This is a genomic window from Bradyrhizobium sp. SZCCHNR1017 (assembly GCF_032381375.1).
In the GTDB taxonomy this organism is placed as follows: domain Bacteria; phylum Pseudomonadota; class Alphaproteobacteria; order Rhizobiales; family Xanthobacteraceae; genus Bradyrhizobium.
Window position 1 is genome coordinate 36288 of sequence record NZ_JAUHIR010000009.1, and the last position, 20480, is coordinate 56767.

The 20480-nt window shown below is 67.3% G+C and carries 19 protein-coding genes; 6 read left to right on the top strand and 13 right to left on the bottom strand.

The window, feature by feature from the left end; translation table 11 throughout:
* Positions 1-5: 5 nt before the first annotated feature.
* The 12 genes from acsF to bchF are packed head-to-tail and all read right to left on the bottom strand — an operon-like array spanning position 6 to position 13341.
* A complete protein-coding gene (gene acsF / locus QW863_RS21845) occupies positions 6-1067 on the bottom strand; it encodes a magnesium-protoporphyrin IX monomethyl ester (oxidative) cyclase (RefSeq protein WP_315714328.1) in 1062 nt (353 codons plus the stop codon).
* Entirely contained in the window at positions 1064-1369 is a 306-nt protein-coding gene (locus tag QW863_RS21850) for a hypothetical protein (RefSeq protein ID WP_315714327.1), read from the bottom strand. The genes acsF and QW863_RS21850 overlap by 4 nt, the downstream gene beginning before the upstream one ends.
* Positions 1366-1833 carry a photosynthetic complex assembly protein PuhC gene (puhC, locus tag QW863_RS21855; RefSeq protein ID WP_315714326.1) on the bottom strand — a complete coding sequence of 156 codons (468 nt, stop codon included), beginning with the start codon at positions 1831-1833 and terminating at the stop codon, positions 1366-1368. The genes QW863_RS21850 and puhC overlap by 4 nt, the downstream gene beginning before the upstream one ends.
* A 16-nt stretch (positions 1834-1849) precedes the next feature.
* A complete protein-coding gene (gene puhB, locus QW863_RS21860; protein ID WP_315714325.1) occupies positions 1850-2500 on the bottom strand; it encodes a photosynthetic complex putative assembly protein PuhB in 651 nt (216 codons plus the stop codon).
* A complete protein-coding gene (gene puhA, locus QW863_RS21865; RefSeq protein WP_315714324.1) occupies positions 2497-3279 on the bottom strand; it encodes a photosynthetic reaction center subunit H in 783 nt (260 codons plus the stop codon). Before puhA ends, puhB begins: the two co-directional genes overlap by 4 nt.
* Before the next feature lie 19 nt (positions 3280-3298).
* Complete coding sequence (locus QW863_RS21870; protein WP_315714323.1) at positions 3299-4729, bottom strand: BCD family MFS transporter; 1431 nt, start codon at positions 4727-4729, stop codon at positions 3299-3301.
* Positions 4726-5427, bottom strand: a complete 702-nt coding sequence (bchM, locus tag QW863_RS21875; protein WP_315714322.1) for a magnesium protoporphyrin IX methyltransferase — start codon at positions 5425-5427, stop codon at positions 4726-4728. The genes QW863_RS21870 and bchM overlap by 4 nt, the downstream gene beginning before the upstream one ends.
* Before the next feature lie 15 nt (positions 5428-5442).
* Complete coding sequence (gene bchL, locus QW863_RS21880; RefSeq protein WP_315714321.1) at positions 5443-6348, bottom strand: ferredoxin:protochlorophyllide reductase (ATP-dependent) iron-sulfur ATP-binding protein; 906 nt, start codon at positions 6346-6348, stop codon at positions 5443-5445.
* On the bottom strand, positions 6345-9935 hold the full coding sequence (locus tag QW863_RS21885) for a magnesium chelatase subunit H (RefSeq protein WP_315714396.1): 3591 nt from the start codon (positions 9933-9935) through the stop codon (positions 6345-6347). Before QW863_RS21885 ends, bchL begins: the two co-directional genes overlap by 4 nt.
* Positions 9910-11466 carry a ferredoxin:protochlorophyllide reductase (ATP-dependent) subunit B gene (bchB, locus tag QW863_RS21890; RefSeq protein ID WP_315714320.1) on the bottom strand — a complete coding sequence of 519 codons (1557 nt, stop codon included), beginning with the start codon at positions 11464-11466 and terminating at the stop codon, positions 9910-9912. The genes QW863_RS21885 and bchB overlap by 26 nt, the downstream gene beginning before the upstream one ends.
* A gap of 1 nt (position 11467) precedes the next feature.
* Positions 11468-12748: a ferredoxin:protochlorophyllide reductase (ATP-dependent) subunit N gene (locus tag QW863_RS21895; RefSeq protein ID WP_409977954.1), complete on the bottom strand. Its 1281-nt coding sequence runs from the start codon at positions 12746-12748 to the stop codon at positions 11468-11470.
* Between the two features lie 2 nt (positions 12749-12750).
* The gene (gene bchF / locus QW863_RS21900; RefSeq protein WP_315714395.1) at positions 12751-13341 is read right to left on the bottom strand and encodes a 2-vinyl bacteriochlorophyllide hydratase; all 591 of its coding nucleotides are present in this window, start codon (positions 13339-13341) and stop codon (positions 12751-12753) included.
* Positions 13342-13570: 229 nt separating this feature from the next.
* On the opposite strand from bchF, the gene QW863_RS21905 reads away from it, so the two are divergent.
* From QW863_RS21905 to QW863_RS21930, 6 genes are all read left to right on the top strand, one after another.
* Positions 13571-14467, top strand: coding sequence for a B12-binding domain-containing protein (locus QW863_RS21905; RefSeq protein ID WP_315714318.1), 897 nt, complete (start codon positions 13571-13573; stop codon positions 14465-14467).
* 138 nt (positions 14468-14605) lie between these two features.
* Positions 14606-15973 (top strand): transcriptional regulator PpsR, encoded by a 1368-nt coding sequence (gene ppsR / locus QW863_RS21910; protein WP_315768641.1) that lies wholly within the window; start codon positions 14606-14608, stop codon positions 15971-15973.
* A gap of 14 nt (positions 15974-15987) precedes the next feature.
* Complete coding sequence (chlG, locus tag QW863_RS21915; protein WP_315714316.1) at positions 15988-16890, top strand: chlorophyll synthase ChlG; 903 nt, start codon at positions 15988-15990, stop codon at positions 16888-16890.
* Complete coding sequence (locus QW863_RS21920) at positions 16887-18221, top strand: BCD family MFS transporter (RefSeq protein ID WP_315714315.1); 1335 nt, start codon at positions 16887-16889, stop codon at positions 18219-18221. Before chlG ends, QW863_RS21920 begins: the two co-directional genes overlap by 4 nt.
* Before the next feature lie 3 nt (positions 18222-18224).
* A complete protein-coding gene (locus tag QW863_RS21925; protein WP_315714314.1) occupies positions 18225-19436 on the top strand; it encodes a geranylgeranyl diphosphate reductase in 1212 nt (403 codons plus the stop codon).
* An 11-nt stretch (positions 19437-19447) separates the two neighbouring features.
* Positions 19448-19711, top strand: a complete 264-nt coding sequence (locus QW863_RS21930; RefSeq protein ID WP_315714313.1) for a hypothetical protein — start codon at positions 19448-19450, stop codon at positions 19709-19711.
* Positions 19712-19729: 18 nt separating this feature from the next.
* Here the strand turns inward: QW863_RS21930 and QW863_RS21935 are convergent, their stop codons facing one another.
* Positions 19730-20164: a c-type cytochrome gene (locus QW863_RS21935; protein WP_315714312.1), complete on the bottom strand. Its 435-nt coding sequence runs from the start codon at positions 20162-20164 to the stop codon at positions 19730-19732.
* Positions 20165-20480 lie beyond the last annotated feature (316 nt).

Consider the following 20480-nt stretch of genomic DNA (forward strand, 5'->3'; position numbering starts at 1 on the left):
CCTTGTCACCAGGCGGGTTGCAGCCTGATCTCCCGTGGCAGTTCGTTGCTCTTGGCCGGCAGCATGTACAGCCGGCCGAAGGTCAGCGCCGCCTTGAGCGGCAGCACGGCGCGCTTGAGCGTGCCCATGATGCCCCCCTGTGCCTTTGCATCGGCAATCGCCTCCGATACCTGGCGCAGCTGCCTCAAGCCGGCCCAGAAGCGCGGATTATCGATGTCCAGCATGACCGGGAACACCTGGCGCGAGATCTCCGAGGTGATCCGGAACACGCGCATGTCGTACTCGTCCACCGGCATGCCGAGCGCCTCGTAGAAGGCGGGGCGCATGTGGTCGCGGACATGCATCGTCGCGAACACCGCGAGCAGGAAGAACTTGATCCACAGCTTGTTGAGGCCGCTGAGCAGCTTCGGATCGGCGCGCATGAGAAGCGCGAACGCCTCGCCGTGCCGGAACTCGTCGTTGCACCACCGCTCGAACCACTTGAAGATCGGGTGGAACTGGCGCTCCGGATGCCGCTCCATCTGGCGATAGATGGTGATGTAGCGGGCGTAGCCGATCTTCTCGGACAGATAGGTCGCGTAGAAGATGAACTTCGGCTTGAAGTAGGTGTACTTCTTCGTCTTGGTGAGGAAGCTGAGGTCGACGCCGATGCCGTGATCCTTGAGGATCTCGTTGATGAAGCCGGCATGGCGCGCCTCGTCGCGGCTCATGAACTGGAACAGCTCGCGGATATCGGGATTGGTGATCCGCTTCTTGATCTCGGCATAGAGCACGCAGCCGGAGAACTCGGCGGTCAAGGACGACACCAGGAAGTCCTTGAACTCCACGCGAAGCGCCTCGGGCAGCTCGTTCAGATCCTTCTCGAATTCCGGCGTGCGCACGAAGTGCTTGCGGTTGTGGTCGGCGCGCAGCTCGGCCATGACCGCATCCCATTCGCGGCGCACCAGGTCGACGTTGAGCCGGTCCATCGCCGCAAAGTCGGTGGTGTAGAAGCGCGGCGTGAGGATCGTGTCCTCCAGTGCCATCTTGGTGGAGATGTTGCCGCTTCCGCCTTCCATCGCGATCATCTGACCCTCCCGTCCGAAAAGCTGACGTCGTACAATTCCGTGAGCTCGAGATAGCCCGCGACATGCATCATCAGGCGCTTCAAGGGACCTGCCCGCACCACCGTGGCGGTGCGGCGCAGGTTGAGCTGCTCGCCGAACTTCACCACGATCGGCGCGCCCTGGATCAGCACTTCGTCGCCCGGACGAATGTTGACGTCGCGGTCGAGCGTGACATGGGCATGCAAGGTCTCGGAGGTCTGCTCGATCTCGATGCTGCAGCCGATGTCGAAGCGGCGCGGCCCGGCGGCCCATAATCCTCTCATCGCGGCTCTCCCATCGCCATCAATCCCGTGAACCGGCGCATGTTGTCGGCGCCGAACGGCGCGAGATCGATCCGCCGGCCGGTGGCGGGATCGTCCAGTGTCAGATGGCCGTCGGACCAGCGGTTGATCGTGAACGCCGGGCCCGATCCGATCGCGAGACGCTGGCGGTCGAAGGCCATGCTGCGCAGCACGGTGCGCAGGAAGCCATCGCCGCCGGCCTCGACCACGGTCACGAGCTTGCCGCTGTCGGGCGACACCACCGCAATGCCGCCATCGGCACGGTCCTCGAACCGCAGCGCCGTCGACTGCACCGCCGTGACGTGGTCGTTGCGCACCGTGCCGATACCCGTGACCCGGCCGACGCCGGCCGCGAGCAGGGCAAAGGCGACCAGCGCGAAGGCCGCGCGGAGCGCGCCCTTCGGAATGATGATCTCGGCTTCGGCATGGCTATCGGCGTTGCTCATCGCGCCCTCCTCCCGATCACGCCGCGCTGGCGACCGCCGCCGGCGGTGCGCCTTGCGACTGACCATTGGCTGTCGGCAGCGGCTGCGCGGCGACGGCGCCATCCGACGCCGCAACCAGCGCCTTGGCAAGAATCTCGGCGACGTTGCGGGCGTCCGGAACGCCGCGCAGCATCGGCTCGACCTCGTTCAGCCGCCACGGCCGCGCATGCGGCCACAGCAGCAGATACGACAGCCGCTGCTGCGCGGTGACGCCGAGCGGCAGATCGCCGGAGCCATCGGAGAACAGCTTCGCATCCGCCCGTGCCACCTGCTTGAACGGCACGTTCAGGGTCATCGGCAACACGGCGCCGAACTGCAGCAGTACGCGCCGGCTGGTAATGGTATAGCGCGTGGTGCGGCTGTAGAGCACCGCGAGCCCGGTGAGCAGCAGCGTCGCCAGTGCCACCGGCGTCACCAGCGACGAGGCGCCGACGACCGAGGCCGCGAGCGGCTGATGATCGAGCACGCCCGCCACAACGCGCGCGCCGAACAGCGCCGCGAAATAAGCCAGCACGAGGCGCAGGTGGAACACCCGCAGCAGCAGCGCCTTCACCGTGGGCTGTCCCTGCCAAAGCAGCCGCTCGCCCTCCGGCAGCATCAGCGTGTCCATCTCCCTGCGCGTACTCACAGCAGCGGCTCCTGCCGTGCAGCAGTCGCGTAGAGATGACCGCCGCCATAGTAGCCGACGATCTTGTCTTCCTCGAGCTTGGTGACCTGGTCGGGGTTGGCAAGGCCCGGCACGCTGGCGAATTGCGAGCCGAGGATGGCATCGACCAGCACCGCCTTACGCGACCTGTCGACGATGGCCATGGTCATCGGCAGCAGCACGTGACGTCCGACGATGCCGTCGACCTCGACCTCGAGGTATCGGATCAGCATCTCGGCGCGGTCGACCCAGACCTCCCGAACCTTGCCGCCGAGCCTGCCGTCGCAACCCAGCACTGGCATGCCGCGCGGATCCGGATCTTCGGAGGCGATGAAGATGCTGCCGTCGACGCGCAGCGGCACGATCGCAGGGATGTTGTCGATGGTCAGCTCCGGCTCGTCCTTGCGCGCGGCAAAGGAGCCCGGGCCGACACCGTCGAGCATCGGATTGCCGGTCGGCAGATAAGGCGTGCCCGGCCAGGGATACATCGGCGTCACCGGCGCATCGGCGCGGTCGTTGTCCCAGTTCGGCAGGGTCGCGGTGCGGCCGCCATGCATGTGGTAGGTCTTCGGGCTCGGCGGGGTCGGGAAGCCGTGACCGCTCGAGGCGGTCCGGCGGCCGACGCGGCCCTCGAACTGCAGCGGATAGCCTTCGCGCTTGTCCTCGGTGCGCAGGTAGAGGATCAGGGCTGCGAAGAACACCCAGAACCCGTAAAGCACCACCTGGGCGACATCGATGTAGCTCGTGAAAGACGTCTGCATGGTTTCCTCCCCGACCGGGCTAACCTGGAAATTCAGCGATTCCGAATTGTAGTTGCTGCGGCTCCGCCGCTCGCCGCCGCACCAGCGGTCCGATGACCGCAAGCGTGACGAACAGCAGCGCGATTTCGACGTGGTAGACGATGCTGTAGCCGGTCGCGGGACCGGCAAGGGCGACGCCGAGGCGGCCATCCAGCGCGAGCTGCGACATCACATCGCGAATGGCGCCGCCGCCGGCGATCGCGAGCCCCGCCGCCGTCGCCTGCACCGCGCCCCAGGCACCGAGCGCAAGCCCGCTCTCGCCGTTCTGCACCAGTGCCATCGCCGCCGTCAGCGTGCCCACGGCGAACAGCCCGCCGCCGAGACCGATCAGCGTGGTGCCAATCCGGAACAACAAGGGTGAGGCCAGCGGCGCCGAGAAGATGACAGCAGAGAAAGCGAACAGCCCGACCAGTCCGCCGAGGGCGGCGATCCGATAGGGATCGGAGCCCTTGCCGAGGCGGCGCGCAGAGAGACCGAAGCCGGCCAGCGTGCCCGCGGCGAACAAGGCGGTCAGCGCCGTGGTCTCGCCGACGGTCAGATGCAGGATCTCAGCCCCGTAAGGCTCCAGCAGGATGTCCTGCATGGTGAAGCCGGCGGTGCCGAGCCCGACTGCGAGCAGCACGCGTGCCGAGCCACCCGCCTCCCGGAAGTGTCGCCAGGAGTCGCCGAAGCGCGGCCGCTCGCGGGCCGCCGACGTGCGCGACGGATCACGCGCCTCCTGCTTCCACAGCGCGATGACGTTGAGCACCATCTCGGTCAGCGCCGCGCCCTGGATCACCTGGATCAGCCGCATCTCGCTGAACTCGGCGAGCAGCCCACCGAAGGTCAGCGCGCTCGCCATCATGCCGAACATCAGCATCACGTAGAGAAAGGCGACGACGCGCGGACGCGAATGCTCCGGCGCGATGTCGGTCGCGAGTGACAGGCCTGCCGTCTGCGTCGTGTGCAACCCGGCGCCGACCAGCAGGAACGCAAGCGCGGCACCGATACGGCCGGCGATCACCTGGCCCGGTGCGTCGCCCGACGAGAGCACGAGCAGCGCGAACGGCATGATCGCGAGGCCGCCGAACTGCAACAGGGTGCCCATCCAGATGTAGGGCACCCGGCGCCAGCCGAGCACCGAGCGGTGATGATCGGACTTGAAGCCGATCAGCACCCGCAGCGGTGCGAACACCAGCGGCAGCGCCACCATGGTCGCGACCAGCCAGGAGGGCACGCCGAGCTCCACGATCATGACGCGGTTGAGCGTGCCGTTGAGCAGCACCACCGATATGCCGATCGAGACCTGGAACAGCGACAGCCGCATCAGGCGCGACAGCGGCAGCTCGGTCGAGGCGGCATCCGCAAACGGCAGATAGCGCGACGACAGCCGCATCCACGCCTGCATGATCGATGGTGCGCGTGCGCTCATGCCGGGCGGAGCTCCAGCGCCTGCGAGATATAGAAGCCGTTGGCGATGCGGCGGCTGCGGGCGCAGCGCCAGTCGGCGAGATCGTGATGGTCGGCGATCAGGCGATACAGCTTCTGCTCGGCGACCGGCTCGATCGACGGCGCGCGGTTGCCGCGCGGGAACACGCCACCGACGGCATGCATGACGGCGAGCAACGGCGTGCGCGGCGCATAGGTCATCAGGATCGCGTCGGAGGTGCGAGCGGCCAGACCGGCGACAATCCGCACGGCATCCTCGGCGCGGTAGTGGATGAACGAGTCCATCGCGACGACGAAGTTGAAGCCGCCGTACCTGGGATCGAGCATGTCGCCGGCGACGAACTGAATGGCGTTGCGGCTGATGTCGTCGGGCAGCCGGCGCTGGGCGATCTCGATCAGGGTCGGCGAAATGTCGACGGCGACGACATCGGCGCCGCGACGGGCCGCCTCGATCGAGAAGCTGCCGGTGCCGCAGCCGGCGTCGAGAATGCGCGCGCCGCGCAGATCGAGCGGGAGCCATGACAGCAGCGTCCGCCGCATCTCGTCACGGCCGGCCCGCACCGTGGCGCGGATGCGGCCGACCGGCGCATCCGACGTCAGCCGTGTCCAGGCGGCGACCGCGGTGCGGTCGAAATAGGTCTCCACTTCACTGCGGCGGGCGAGATATTGCGCTGAGGTCATCGGAGAGAGCCCTACTCAATCGAAACCAAGGAGATCGAAGATGTCGCGGTCCTTGAGCGGCACCGCCTGCATCGGCTCGCTGCCGGCGAGCAGCGAGGCGGCGAGGCGCAGATACTCGTTCTGGGCGCGCTCGACGTCGGGCGAGGCCTCCATCTCGAACAGCGTGCACTTCTTCAGCCGGCTCTTTCTGATGACGTCGAGATCGGGGAAGTGCGCCACCGTCCTCAATCCGGCCCGCTCGTTGAACTTGTCGATCTGGTCCGTCGCGGCGCTACGGTTGGCGATCACGCCGCCGAGCCGCACCGGATAGTTGCGCGACTTGGCCTGGATCGCGGCGACGATGCGGTTCATCGCGAAGATCGAGTCGAAGTCGTTCGCAGCCACGATCAGCGCACGGTCGGCGTGCTGCAAGGGCGCTGCGAAGCCGCCGCAGACGACGTCGCCGAGCACGTCGAAGATCACGACGTCGGTGTCTTCGAGCAGATGGTGTTCCTTGAGCAGCTTGACGGTCTGGCCGACCACGTAGCCGCCGCAGCCGGTGCCGGCCGGCGGCCCGCCCGCCTCGACGCACATCACGCCGTTATAACCCTGGTAGACGAAGTCCTCCGGGCGCAGCTCCTCGGCGTGGAAATTGACCTGCTCGAGAATGTCGATGACCGTCGGTACCAGCCGCTTGGTCAAAGTGAAGGTGGAGTCGTGCTTGGGATCGCAGCCGATCTGCAGCACGCGCTTGCCGAGCTTGGACAGCGCGACCGAGAGGTTCGACGACGTCGTGCTCTTGCCGATGCCGCCCTTGCCATACACCGAGAACACCTTCGCGGTGTCGATGACGACGTTCGGATCGAGCTGCACCTGCACGCTGCCGGCCCCGTCGGGGCGTCGCGGCGCGGTCGTCAGCGGCGGTCGTAATGTCACGTTCATGCGGCAACTCCCACGCCTTCGAGGCGATCTTCGAGCTCTTCCCCCGCCTTGCGCAGCACGTCGAGCATGTCGGGGTCCGGGGTCCAGTAATTGCGCTCATGCGCCTCGATCAGTCGGTTGGCGATCTTCGCCGACGCGGCCGGATTGAGCGAGGCAAGCCGCTCGCGCATCGCGGGGTCGAGCACGAAGGTCGTCGTGATCTGCTGATAGACCCAGGGCGCGACCTGGCCCGTGGTGGCCGACCAGCCGACGGTGTTGGTCACATGCGACTCGATCTGGCGTACGCCCTCATAGCCGTGGGCGAGCAGCGCCTCGTACCATTTCGGATTGAGCGTGCGGGTACGGGTCTCCAGCGCCACCTGCTCCGACAGCGTGCGCACCGTGCCTTCGCCGCGGGTCTGGTCGCCGATATAGACCGGTGCCGCCTCGCCCTTGGCGCGCTTCACCGCGCGGCTGATGCCGCCGAGCGTATCGAAATAATGGTCGATAGTGGTGACGCCGAGCTCGACCGAGTCGACGTTCTGATAGGCCGCATCGACGCCGGCCAGCACATGGCCGAGCAACGCGTCGCGCCGGACAGGGCGTCCGTCGGTGCCGTAGGCAAAGCCCTTGCGCCGTGTGTAGACGTCGGCGAGTTCGTCCTCATCGGTCCAGGCGCCGCAATCGATCAGGTGGTTGACGTTGGCGCCATAGGCGCCCTCGGCATTGCCGAACACACGCAGCGACGCATCCGCCAGCTCGCCGCCATGCGCGGCCTGGAACGCGACCGCGTGCTTGCGCACGTAATTCATGTCGGCCGGCTCGTCGGCGGACGCCGCAAGCAGCGCTGCTTCGGCGAGCAACTTGGTCTGCAACGGCATCAGGTCGCGGAAGATGCCCGAGAGAGTGATGACGACATCGATGCGCGGGCGGCCCAACTGCTCCAGCGGGATCAGCTTCGCGCCGCAGAGGCGGCCATAGCTGTCATGGCGTGGCTCGGCGCCCATCAGCCACAGCGCCTGCGCGATCGGCCCGCCCTCGGTCTTGAGATTGTCGGTGCCCCACAGCACCAGCGCGATTGTCTCAGGCAGCTTGTGGCCTTCACCTGCATGGCGGGCGAGCAGCCGCGCGACCTGGCGCTCGGCATCCTTGAGCGCGAAGGCGCTGGGGATGCGGAAGGGATCGAAACCATGCAGGTTGCGCCCGGTGGGCAGCACGTCGGTGTTGCGCAGCAGATCGCCGCCGGGCACCGGACGGATATAGCCGCCGTCGAGCGCGTGCAGGATCGCGGGCGTCTCGCTGTCGGTGGCGAGCATCCTGTCGAGCTCGGCACGCTTGGCCGGATCGGCGATGCCGGCGAGGTCGAGCAGCTCGGTCCGCTGCCCCTCGGGCGGCGGCGCGCCGACGATGTGCAGGCCGTGTGGGATCAGCGAGTATTCCAGCTCCAGCACGCTCGCGGACAGCGCGCCGATGCTGGCATCGCGCTCGTCGCCCCACAGCGGCTCGGCCGCGGCAAGATCGACCGCCGCCGCCTGCGCCTGGATCAGCGCCGCGCTGTCGCCCCTCACCTGCTCGGTCGCGTCCGGCGACAGATTGCGCCAGGCGTCGAGCGAGGATTTCAGATCGGCGAGCCCCTTGTAGAGGCCGGCGCTGGTGATCGAGGGCGTGAGATAGCTGATCAGGGTGGCACCGCCACGCCGCTTCGCCAGAGCGCCCTCGGACGGGTTGTTGGACGCGTAGATGTAGAAGTTCGGCAGGTCGCCGATCAGGCGCTCCGGCCAGCATTCCGCGGACAACCCGGCCTGCTTGCCCGGCATGAATTCCAGCGCGCCATGGGTGCCGAAATGCAGCACGGCGTGGGCGCGGAAATCCTCGCGCAGCCAGCGATAGAACGCCGCAAACGCATGCGTCGGCGCAAAGCTGCGCTCGAACAGCAACCGCATCGGATCGCCTTCGTAGCCGAACGCCGGCTGCAGGCCGACGAACAGATTACCGAACTGCTCGCCGAGCACGAGGAGGCTGGCGCCATCGGTCTGGTGGCGGCCGGGCGCCGGCCCCCACTGCTTCTCGATCTCGGCGAGGTGGCGCTCGCGCCGGACATGCTGATCCACCGGGATGCGCGCCGCGACATTGGCGGCGGTGCCGAAGCGCTCGGCATTGCCCTTGAGCACACGCGCGCGCAGCGCGTCCACGGTGTCGGGGACGTCGATCGTGTAGCCCGCCGCGCGGAGCGAATTCATCACATTGTGCAGCGACTCGAACACCGAGAGATAGGCGGCGGTGCCGGCGCTGCCACCGTTCGGCGGGAAGTTGAACAACACCACGCCGAGCTTCCGCTCGGCGCGCGCGGAGCGGCGTAGCTCGACGAGCCTGGCCACACGCGCGGCGAGTTGCGCCGCGCGCTCCGGCAGCGAGGCCATGTCGCGGCCGGCATCGGCCACCGCCGAGCGGCCGCCGAACACGGTCGGGCGGACGGCGCCGTCGAGCTCGGGAATCGCGACCATCATGGTGGCTTCGACGGGCGTCAGCCCGCGCGCGTCATCGCGCCACTGCTCGACGGTCTGGAATTCGAGCGGATGCGCCGCGATCAGCGGCACGTCGAGGCCGGCCATCACCTCTTCCGCGGCGCGCGCGTCATTGTAGGCGGGGCCGCCGACCAGCGAGAAACCGGTGAGCGAGATCACCGCGTCGACGGTGGCGACGCCGTCCTTCTGGAAATAGCGCTCAATCGCCGGGCGCGAGTCCAGCCCGCAGGCGAACACCGGAATGACCGCAAGCCCGCGCGCCTCCAGCGCCGCGATCACGCCGTCATAATGCGCGGTGTTGGCGGCGAGCAGATAGGAGCGCATCAAGATCACGCCGACGCGGCCGGCCGGCTTCGCCAGGGCCGGCAACTGGTCGGCGCGCTCGATGATCCGCGGCGACAGCCGCGGATGATAGAGGCCGACATCCGGATAGATCGCCGGCTCGGCCGCGTTGGTCTTGCCACGCAGCACAGCACGCGGGCCGTCGGCGTAGCGGCCGACCAGGAAGCGCACCATGTTCGCAAAGTTCTGCTCGGAGCCGGCGAGCCAGTATTGCAGGGTGAGGAAGTAGGCGCGCAGGTCCTGTGCGGTGCCGGGGATGTAGCGCAGGAGACGCGGCATCCGCTGCAGCATCTTCATCTGGCCCTGGCCGCTGGAGCTGCCGGCCCGGTTGCTGCCGCGCAGCCGCTTCAACAGGCCGAGCACGCCGGTGGCCGAGCCCGACATCGTGAGCTTGCCGAGCCGCGTCAGCCGCACCACCTCGCCGGCCGACAGGCAGCCGATCATGGCGTCGCAATGATCACGGCGGGCCTGCAGCGCTGGCAGCACCGGCTGGATGTGGTCCTCCATGAACAGCATGGTGGCGACGACGATGTCGCCGGTGGCGATGTCGGCGAGGCAGTGTTCCAGCGCGGTCGGATTGCAGCCCCATTCGTCGGCTGCGTGCACCTTCAGATCGAGGCCGGGCAGCTCCGCTTGCAACGCCGTGCGCGCGCGCACGGCAGCCGAGGCGAGATGGCTGTCCATCGTCACGATCACCACCCGGATGGGTGTGACGTCAGCGACCGAAATGCGCTTTGGCATCATACAAGGTCTCGAGCGTGATCAGGTTGACGTTGCGCTCGCGCGCGAAGCGTTCGGTGTTGCGGCGGGCCTTGCCGCGCACGAAGAAGGGGATCTTGGTCAGCTCGCGCTCGGCGTCGGACGCCCAGGCGAGCTCGGTGGCGATGGCGGTTTCGACGACGCGCAGCTGCGGCTGTTGCGGGGGAACCGCGGGCGCTGCTCCGAGATGCGAGGGGGCGTGATCGGCGAATTCGTGGTCCTCGCGGAACATGCCGAGCAGATGCTCCTCCAGGCCCATCATCAGCGGATGCACCCAGGTGTCGAACAGCACGTTGGCGCCTTCGAACCCCATCTGCGGCGAATAGCGCGCGGGAAAATCCTGAACGTGGGTCGGCGACGAGATCACGGCGCAGGGAATGCCAAGGCGCTTGGCGATATGGCGCTCCATCTGCGTGCCGAGCACGAGCTCGGGCCTGAGCTCGCTGACGCGCGCCTCGACCTCGAGATAGTCGTCGGTGATCAGTGGCTCGACGCCGTAGATCGCCGCGGCCTCGCGGATCTCGCGGGCGAATTCCCGCGCATAGGTGCCGAGGCCGACGACCTCGAAGCCGAGCTCCTGCGTCGCGACGCGCGCCGCGGCGACCGCATGGGTCGCGTCGCCGAAGATGAAGACGCGCTTGCCGGTGAGATAGGTCGAATCGACCGAGCGCGAGTACCACGGCAGCCGGCTCTCGCTGCGCGCCAGCACCGGCGCGGCATCGACGCCGGCGAGGCCTGCGACCTCCGCAATGAAGTCGCGCGTCGCGCCGACGCCGATCGGGATCGTGCGCGTGAAAGGCTGGCCGAACTGGCGATTGAGCCATTGCGCCGTCGTCAGCGCGATCTCGGGATACAGCACGATGTTGAAATCGGCGTCGGGAAGGCGGGCGAGATCGGCCGGCGTCGCGTTCCACGGCGCGACGACGTTGATCTCGATGCCGAGCTCCACAACCTGCCTGGTCACTTCCGCGAGGTCGTCGCGGTGACGGAAGCCGAGAGCCGTCGGACCAAGCAGGTTGCAGACTGGACGGGCGCCTGTCTTCCTTTCACGGCGGGGGGAGCCATCAGCGGAAGACGCAGCCAACGCCCGTACAATCCGGTAGAGCGTTTCTGAGGCGCCCCAATTCTCCTTGCGCTGATAGGCCGGCAGCTCGAGCGGAATCACCGGAATGGGAAGCTTCAAGGCCTGCGCGAGCCCGCCGGGATCATCCTGGATCAGCTCGGCCGTGCAGGACGCGCCGACCAGCATCGCCTGCGGCTGGAAGCGCTCGTAAGCGGCGCGCGCCGCGCTCTGCAGCAGATCCGCGGTGTCGCCGCCGAGATCGCGCGCCTGGAACGTGGTGTAGGTGACCGGCGGACGGCGGTCACGGCGCTCGATCATCGTGAACAGCAGATCGGCGTAGGTGTCGCCCTGCGGCGCGTGCAGCACGTAGTGCACGTCGCGCATCGCGGTCGCGATGCGCATCGCGCCGATGTGCGGGGGTCCTTCATAGGTCCAGACCGACAGCTGCATCTCACACCGCCAGTCGGGTTTGCCGCAGCAAGGGCCGCGCGAACAGCTCGGCGAGATCGCCAGCCTGCTCAAAACCCTGAATCGGCGTGAAGATCAGCTCGATCGACCATTTGGTCGTGAGACCCTCGGCCTCCAGCGGATTGGCGAGGCCGAGCCCGCAGACGACGAGATCGGGCCGCGCGGCGCGGCAACGGTCGAGCTGACGCTCGACGTCCTGGCCTTCGCTGAGCTGCGTGCCATCAGGCAGCAGCGCCAGCTCGGAGGCGAGATGGTCGCGGTGCAGATAGGGCGTGCCGACCTCGACCAGCTCCATGCCGATCTCGCGCGCCAGGAAACGCGCCAGCGGGATCTCGATCTGGGAGTCCGGAAACAGGAAGACGCGCTTGCCGGCGAGCCGCGCGCGGTAGCGCGCCAGCGCGCGCTCGGCCCGCGCCTTCAGCGGCGCGATGGTCCGCTCGACATGGGGGCGAGAGACACCGAAGGCGTCGGCGGCGGCTGCGAGCCACAGCGCGGTGCCTTCGCCGCCGAGCGGAAATGGCGCAGCGATGCGGCGGCAACCGCGCTCCTCGAGCGCACGCGCGGTGTCGCCGAGGAAGGGCTGCGCCAGCAGCACGCGCGTCTCGGGGCCGATCGCGGGCAGCTCCGAGGAGCGGCGCGGCGGCAGGAAGGAGACCTGGTCGACGCCGATTGCCGCAAAGGTCCGCCTGAACTGGTCCTCCACCACGTCGGCGAGCGCGCCGACCACCAGCAGCGATGGCCGCGCAGCCCGATCGGCTGCGGGGAGCACCGGCACCAGCGACGCGAGGCAGGCATCCTCGCCTTGCGTGAACGTCGTCTCGATGCCGCTGCCGGAGTAGTTGAGCACGCGCACATCAGGTGAGAAGCGCTGCGACAGCCGCAGCGCCGCGCGTGACAGGTCGAGCTTGATCACTTCCGACGGGCAGGAGCCGACCAGAAACAGCAGCTTGATCTCGGGCCGACGCGCCAGCAGCTGCGCGACGATGCGGTCGAGCTCGTCATTGGCGTCGACGAGGCCGGCGAGATCGCGCTCCTCCATGATGGCGGTGGCGAAGCGCGGCTCGGCGAAGATCATGACGCCGGCGGCCGACTGGATCAGATGCGCGCAGGTGCGCGAGCCGACGACGAGGAAGAACGCGTCTTGGATCTTCCTATGCAGCCAGACGATGCCGGTGAGGCCGCAGAACACCTCGCGCTGTCCGCGCTCGCGCAGCACGCCGTCCGGCGAAGCAGGTGGTTTCACGGCACAGGCTTGCGCGGACATGCTCATGACGCGCGCTCCGCACCGACCTGCGCCATCGCCTCGTCCTGCAGCCGTGCCGCACGCAGCTTGAGGAGAAATTGCGCGGCGTTGATCGCATAGGCGGCGTAGGCGGCGAGCACGAGCAGCATCTGCTGCCGGGCGCCGCCGATATGACCGATGATCGCGGCCAGATAGGCCGTATGCAGCGCGATCACCAGCATCGAGAATACGTCCTCCCAGAAGAAGGCCGGTGCGAACAGATAACGCCCGAACACGACCCGCTCCCAGATCGAGCCGGTGATCATGATGATGTAGAGCAGCGCTGTCTTCAGAACGACCGAGGCGGTCGCGAGCCAGAGTCCCTCGCCGGTCGCGAGATAGCGCGCCACGAGTCCGAGGCTGATCAGGAAGACGAGAAATTGCAGCGGCGCCAGAATGGCCTGCACCAGGGTCCATGGCGTGGCGTCGCGCCGGCGCTTTTCCTCAGGCGTGTAAAGCGCTTGCCGCTTTGCACGCGGCGCCGGCTCAGGCGTGAAGCAGAGCTGGCTCCAGAGCGACGGATCGGTGGCGGATGTGAACTGGGCGTCACACCATGTGTAAAGATGATTTGACAACATCGGTGCCCAGTGATGCGATGACGACAACCACAGGGGGATTTGTGGTGCACCGCACTCGGTCTGATCAGCGCTACGTTGTGCAGTTCGCAGGTGGCGCATCGCAAATCCCCGAGTGCGAGCCCGATGGGGAAACGCTAGACCTGGGCAGGAAGAGTGTCAATCAAAATTGACGTCAAATAATATTGACGCAACGAGTGACGTGCGCTCATATGGAGGGGAGGCGCTTATGACCGAGCTCAATGAGACAGCCCGATTTCCGCGAGCCCGCTTTCGGACGAAGCGGGGGCAGCCCGGCTTTCATTCGCCTGCATCGCCGCGCATCATCGCGCCGCTACGCAACACACGTCACCCCCAACTCAACGACGCGATCGAAGCCGAGATCATTCCGCGGCTCGTGATGGCCCATGCCTCCGCGCTCGAACGCGTCCCGGCAATCATCACGGCCTCGGCGCAGGAGGCGGCTGATTTCGCCGAACTCGTGCTGGATGCGGACGACGTTGGCGCAGTGGCCTGCATCCAGGCGCATCGCGATCACGGCGAGACCCTGGAGCGCATCTACCTCGATCTCCTGGTCCCCACCGCGAACCATCTGCGCCATCTGTGGGCGGACGACGAGCGCGACTTCGCCGACGTCACGCTCGCGCTGTGGCGGCTGCAGCAGCTGCTGCGGCATTTCAGCTCGGCCTTCTGCGCCGAGCTCTCGGTCGCGCCCGCGGGGCTGCGCGTGCTGCTGACCACGGCGCCGGGCGACAGGCGCGAGCTGGGCCACATGATGTTCGGTCTCGTGCTGGCCGGCGAGTTCTTCCGTCGCGACGGCTTCGAGACCTGGATCGAGCCGGATACGGCCGATCGCGGCTTCGTCGAGACGCTTCGCTCGCAGTGGTTCAACGTCGTCGAGTTCTTCGCCAACAGCGACAAGAAGCTTGACGATCTCGCCTCAAACATAAGGATGGTCCGGCGCGAGTCCTCCAACCAGGACGTCGGCGTGCTGGTCTGCGGTCCTGCTTTTATTGAACGGCCTGAACTCGTTCTCCTGGTCGGTGGCGACGGTGTCGTCTCCGATCCGAGCAGAGAGGCTTCGCAAGCCCGGCACGTCGTCAGTCTTCTGACCGAACGGCGATAGCTGAGGGTGCAGTGAAGATGAATGCTGGAACGAGACTTGCCGCGCGAAGGCTCCTTGACTGGGAGGACAACGGCGTTGGTGAGGGCGTTCAGAGCTCCGAAAGAGTCGCTTGGCGACCTCAATGCGGATGTTGCGGGCATGCTGGTGGCCGCAGCGTCCGACATTGCGCTCGCGCTCGACGCCGACGGCAACATTCAGGACCTGGCTTTTCAACAAGCCGGCCTACCGCTTGAACTGAGAAACACAGACGCGTGGATCGGCCGATCCTGGCAAGCAACAGTGTCCGAGGAAAGCCAGACCAAGCCAGAGCTGCTGCTCGCCGAAGCCTCCCAGCGCAAGGTGTCGCGCTGGCGCGAGGTGCGTTATCCGGCCGCGCGCGGACCGGACATCCCGATCCTGTTCGCGGTGGTGGCGATCAAGGGCGCGGCGCGCTTCATCGCGGTCGGCCGCGACGTGCGCGCCACCGCCGCGCTCCAGCAGAAGCTGATCGAGGCGCAAGTTGCCATCGAGCGCGATTACTCGCGCATGCGCAACGCCGAATCGCGCTACCGGATCCTGTTTCAGATCACGGCCGAGCCGGTGCTGATCGTCGATGCGGTGAGCCATCGCATCGTCGAGGCCAATCCGGCCGCGGCCGCCCTGCTCGACCATGGCGCCGCCAATCTGATCGGCAAGCTGTTTCCCGACGTGCTGCTGCTCGACGACATGGCGATGTCGCAATCCCTGTCGCTGGCGATCCGCTCGCAGGGCAAGATCGAACGCGCCAAGATCCGGCTCGACGGTGGCCGCGACTATCTGCTCGACGGCACCTTCTTCCGGCAGGACAACTCGTCGCTGTTCCTGCTGCGGTTCTCGCCGCAGACGTCGCAGCCTGCGCTCCCCAGGACGTCCGACGTCAACACCCAGCTCGTGCAGTTCGTCGAATCGGCGCCCGACGGCTTCGTCATCACCGACATGGACGGCCGCCTGCTGCACGCCAACGCCACCTTCCTCCAGCTTGCCCAGATCGAGAACATGCACCAGATCATGGGCGAGACGATCGACCGCTGGATCGGCAAGTCGGCGATCGATTTCTCGGTCATGCTGACCAATCTGCGCCAGCATGGCAGCGTGAAGCTGTTCTCCAGCGTCGTCCGCGGCGAGCACGGCTCGCCGGTCGACGTCGAGATCTCCGCCAGCACGGTCGGGGCGCCCGGCCAGGCCCGGCTCGGCTTCACCATCCGCAACGTCGGCCCGCGCATCTCCGGCGACGGCGGCGACCACGGCTATATTCCGCGCTCCCGCGAGCAGCTCGCCGAGCTGATCGGCCGCGTGCCGCTTAAGGAGCTGGTGCGCGAGACCACCGACGTGATCGAGCGGATGTGCATCGAGACCGCGCTCAAGCTGACCGGCGACAACCGCGCCACCGCCGCCGAGATGCTCGGCCTCAGCCGCCAGAGCCTCTACGTCAAGCTGCGGCGCTATGGCCTTGCCGAGCCGAGCGAAGAAGACAGCCAGTTGGAATAGGGGGAACAGTTGCAATGACCGAGATCGCGCCCGTCCCGCTCGCTCCCCGGCTTCATCCCTCGGCCGTTCTCGAGCTGTTGAAGCCGATCACCTGGTTTCCACCGATCTGGGCGTTCGGCTGCGGCATGATCTCGTCCGGCGCGCCACTGGCGCCGCGCTGGCCGGTCGTGATCGCGGGTCTCATGCTCGCCGGGCCGATGGTTTGCGCCACCAGCCAGGCCGTCAACGACTGGTTCGACCGCCATGTCGATGCGCTCAACGAACCGGACCGCCCGATCCCGTCGGGCCGCATTCCCGGACGCTGGGGTCTCTATATTGCGCTGATCTGGACGGTGCTGTCGCTCGGCGTCGCCACCCTGCTCGGCACCTGGGGCTTTGCTGCTGCGGCGCTTGGCCTCGCGCTGGCCTGGGCCTACAGCGCGCCGCCGATCCGGCTCAAGCAGAACGGCTGGTGGGGCAACAGCGCCGTCGGCCTCTGCTACGAAGGCCTGCCCTGGATCACGGCGGCAGCGATCATGAGCGCGCAGGCGCCGTCCTGGCCCGTGCTCGCGGTCGCCCTGCTGTATAGCGCCGGCGCGCACGGCATCATGACCCTGAACGACTTCAAGTCGATCGGCGGCGACCGCGTCAGCGGCGTCAACTCGCTGCCGGTGCTGCTCGGCGCCGAGCGCGCCGCGCGCCTCGCCTGCATCACGATGGCGCTGGCGCAGGTTGCGGTGTTGACGCTGCTCATTGTCTGGAGCCGCCCGGCCCATGCCATCATCGTGGTTGCGCTGATCGCGGCCCAGCTGGTGCTGATGCGGCGGCTGATGACGAACCCGCGCGAGCTCGCGCCCTGGTACAACGGCACGGGCGTGCTGCTCTACGTGCTGGGCATGCTGGTCACGGCCCTCGCGCTGGCGGGGTTGTCGGCATGAGCAACGCTGCGCCCGCTCCCCTGTCCTGGTTCGGCATCGTCAGGCTCGGCCTGGTGCAGACCGCGCTCGGCGCCGTCGTGGTGCTGACGACCTCGACGCTCAACCGCGTCATGGTGATCGAACTGGCGCTGCCGGCGATGATCCCCGGCCTGCTGGTCGCGATCCACTATGCGATGCAGGTGCTCAGGCCCTGGCTCGGTCACGGCTCCGATGTCGGCGGGCGTCGTTTCGCCTGGATCGTCGGCGGCATGGCCGTGCTCGCGGCTGGCGGCCTGCTGGCCGCAGCCGCCACCGCGCTGATGGCGACCCACCTCGCCCTCGGCCTGGCGCTCGCAGTGATCGCGTTCATCATGATCGGCATCGGCGTCGGCGCCGCCGGCACGTCGCTCTTGGTGCTGCTCGCCAAGCGCACCGCGCCAGAGCGGCGCAGCGCCGCCGCCTCGATCGCCTGGATCATGATGATCACAGGCTTCATCGTCACCACGGCGGTGGCCGGCAAGGCGCTCGATCCGTTCTCCGGCGAGCGGCTGATGACGGTGTCGGGCACGGTGTCGGCGATCGCCATGGTGCTGACGCTGCTCGGCGTCTGGGGCATCGAGCAGCCCGACACCTCTGCCGAGACGACCTCCGCCATCGCGGAGCGGTCGGGCTTCATGCAAGACTTCCGCGAGATCTGCCGGGAGCCGCAGGCGCGGCGCTTCGCGATCTTCATCTTCGTCTCGATGCTCGCCTACAGCGCACAGGACCTGATCCTGGAGCCGTTCGCCGGCAGCGTGTTCGGCATGACGCCGGGCCAGACCACGCAGCTCTCATCGGTGCAACACATGGGTGCACTGATCGGCATGATCCTGATGCCGGCGATGGCGAGCCTGCATGCCGATTGGCGGATGCGGCCGCAGCCGTGGATCATCGGCGGCTGCCTCGCCTCGGCACTGGCGCTGCTCAGCCTGGTTGCGGCCGCGACCGTCGGCCCGGCCTGGCCGCTGCGCGCGTCCGTGTTGCTGCTCGGCATCACCAACGGCGTCTACGCCATCGCCGCGATCGGCGCGATGATGAACATGGTCAGCGAGGGCCGCGACAACCGCGAGGGCACGCGCATGGGCCTGTGGGGCGCCTCGCAGGCGATCTCGTTCGGCATCGGCGGCTTCGTCGGCACCGCCGCGGCGGACGCCGCGCGCCATTTCATGCCCACCACCGCCTCGGCCTATGCGGCGGTGTTCGCCGCCGAGGCCGCACTGTTCGTCTTCGCCGCCTGGCTCGCAATCTGGATCAAGAGCCCACGCGAAGCTCAACCGAGCCTTGCGCCACAGCCGGCCAACATCGGAGCCTGAGCGATGACTTCCTCTTCCAGCCCGGAAACCTTCGACGTCGTGGTCATCGGCGGCGGCCCCGCCGGCGCGACCGCCGCCAATGATCTCGCCCGCAAGGGCCAGCGTGTGCTGCTGCTCGACAAGGCCGGCCGCATCAAGCCCTGCGGCGGTGCGATTCCGCCGCGGCTGATCGCCGAGTTCGAGATCCCCGACCAACTCCTGGTGGCGCGCATCTCCTCCGCCCGCATGGTGTCGCCGAGCAACCGGGACGTCGACATGCCGATCGATGGCGGCTTCGTCGGCATGGTCGATCGCGAACATTTCGACAAATGGCTGCGCGCGCGCGCCGCCGCAAACGGCGCGATCCGCCGCACCGGGACCTTCAGCCATATCGCGCGCGACGACGACGGCAAGTCGGTGGTGCACTATGTCAGGCGCATGGACGACGGCAGCGTGCGCGAGGACAGCGTGCGGACGCGCGCCGTGATCGGCGCCGACGGGGCGGTCTCGGCCGTGGCGCGCCAGTGCATCCCCGAAGCCAGCGAGATGCGCTACGTGTTCGCGTATCACGAGATCATCCGCTCGCCGGACCTTAGCCATCCGGTGTTCGATGCCGCGCGGTGCGATGTCGTCTATCGCGGCCGGCTGTCGCCGGACTTCTACAGCTGGGTGTTTCCGCACGGACCGACCACCAGCATCGGCACCGGCAGCGCGCATAAGGGCTTTTCGCTGCGGGGCTCAGTCGCCGAATTCCGCAAGGCCGCCGCGCTCGACGATCTCGAAACCGTCCGCCGCGAAGGCGCGCCGATCCCGCTGAAGCCGCTGTCGCGGTGGGACAATGGCCGCGACGTCGTGCTGGCCGGCGATGCGTCGGGCGTGGTGGCCCCGGCCTCCGGTGAAGGCATCTACTACGCAATGGCCGGCGGCCGCGCGGCCGCCGACGCCGTTGCCCTGTTCCTCAAGACCGGCGACGCAGCCGCCCTGGCCACCGCCCGCAAATCCTTCATGCGCAAGCATGGCGCCGTGTTCTTCATCCTCGGCATGATGCAGCGCTACTGGTACACGAACGACGCCCGCCGCGAGCGCTTCGTCGCGATCTGCCGTGACAAGGACGTCCAGCAGCTGACCTGGGACGCCTACATGAACAAGGAACTGGTGAAGGCGAAACCGCTGTCGCATGTGCGGATCTTCTTCAAGAACATCGCGCACCTCACCGGACTCGCGAGGGCCGCCTAGCGGCTCGCGCAATGGGTGAGCTGTTTCGCAGCCCGCATCTGGTCGACCTGATCCTCGCGGTGGTCGCCGTGGAGTTCGCCGCCGTGGCGTGGATCTGGCAGCGGCACCGCCGCGGCATCAGCCCGCTTGGACTGCTGCCCAACCTGCTCGCCGGCGTGTTCCTGCTGCTGGCGCTGCGCTGCGCGCTGATCGGGGCGCCTTGGTTCTGGCTCGCAGGCTGTCTGGCGGCCTCGGGTCTCGCCAACGCCGCCGATCTGCGGCAGCGCTGGCGATGAGGGGTCGGCAGATACCGATCACTTCTTCTCGGAGAATGTCTTCAGATACGCGATGACGTCCTTGCGCTGCTGCTCGTTGGCGAGCTTGAACACCATCTTGGTCGATCCAGTGGCCTGATCCGCTTTGCCCTTGTCGGTGAGGAACTTCTTCAGGAAGGCGTTGGGATCTGGGAGGTATGCGAAGATGTTGTCCTCGGTCCAGACCAGCCCGGCCTCGCCGGCATGCTTGTTCAGCTCAGAATAGGCGAAGCCCGGATAGGTCCCGGTAGGCCGGCCGACCACGCCGGTGAGCACGGGACCGACCGCGTTCTTCGCCTCCGGTCCGATCCGATGGCAGGTCATGCACTGCTTGAAGACCTGTTCGCCCTTCGCAGCGTCGCCGCCGTCCAGCGCCAATGCGGCGCCTCCCGACGTTGCAACCACGACTGCCGCAACCAAACCCGCCTTGAGCATGTGCATCCTCCCAATTTGTCGTTCCGTTAGCCCATGTGACCTCATCGTTACATTTATCAGTGTCATGATATCTTGTCATTCTCACCCGAGTGATTAAGTCGCAGCTCGAACATGCAATAGGCGCAGGGATACCAACGAAAGCTGGATGCTCTGAAATAAGCCTTGACAGCGAGCGCCCTGCATGGGCTAACGACATTCTCAAGACTCTCAATACGTTAGCGGGATGGGGCGCAACACCTTCAAAATGCGCGCCAAATGAACTGGCCGCGATCCCCCGAGCGTCTCAAGAGGGTGCCAAGATAACGGGTGCCAAGAC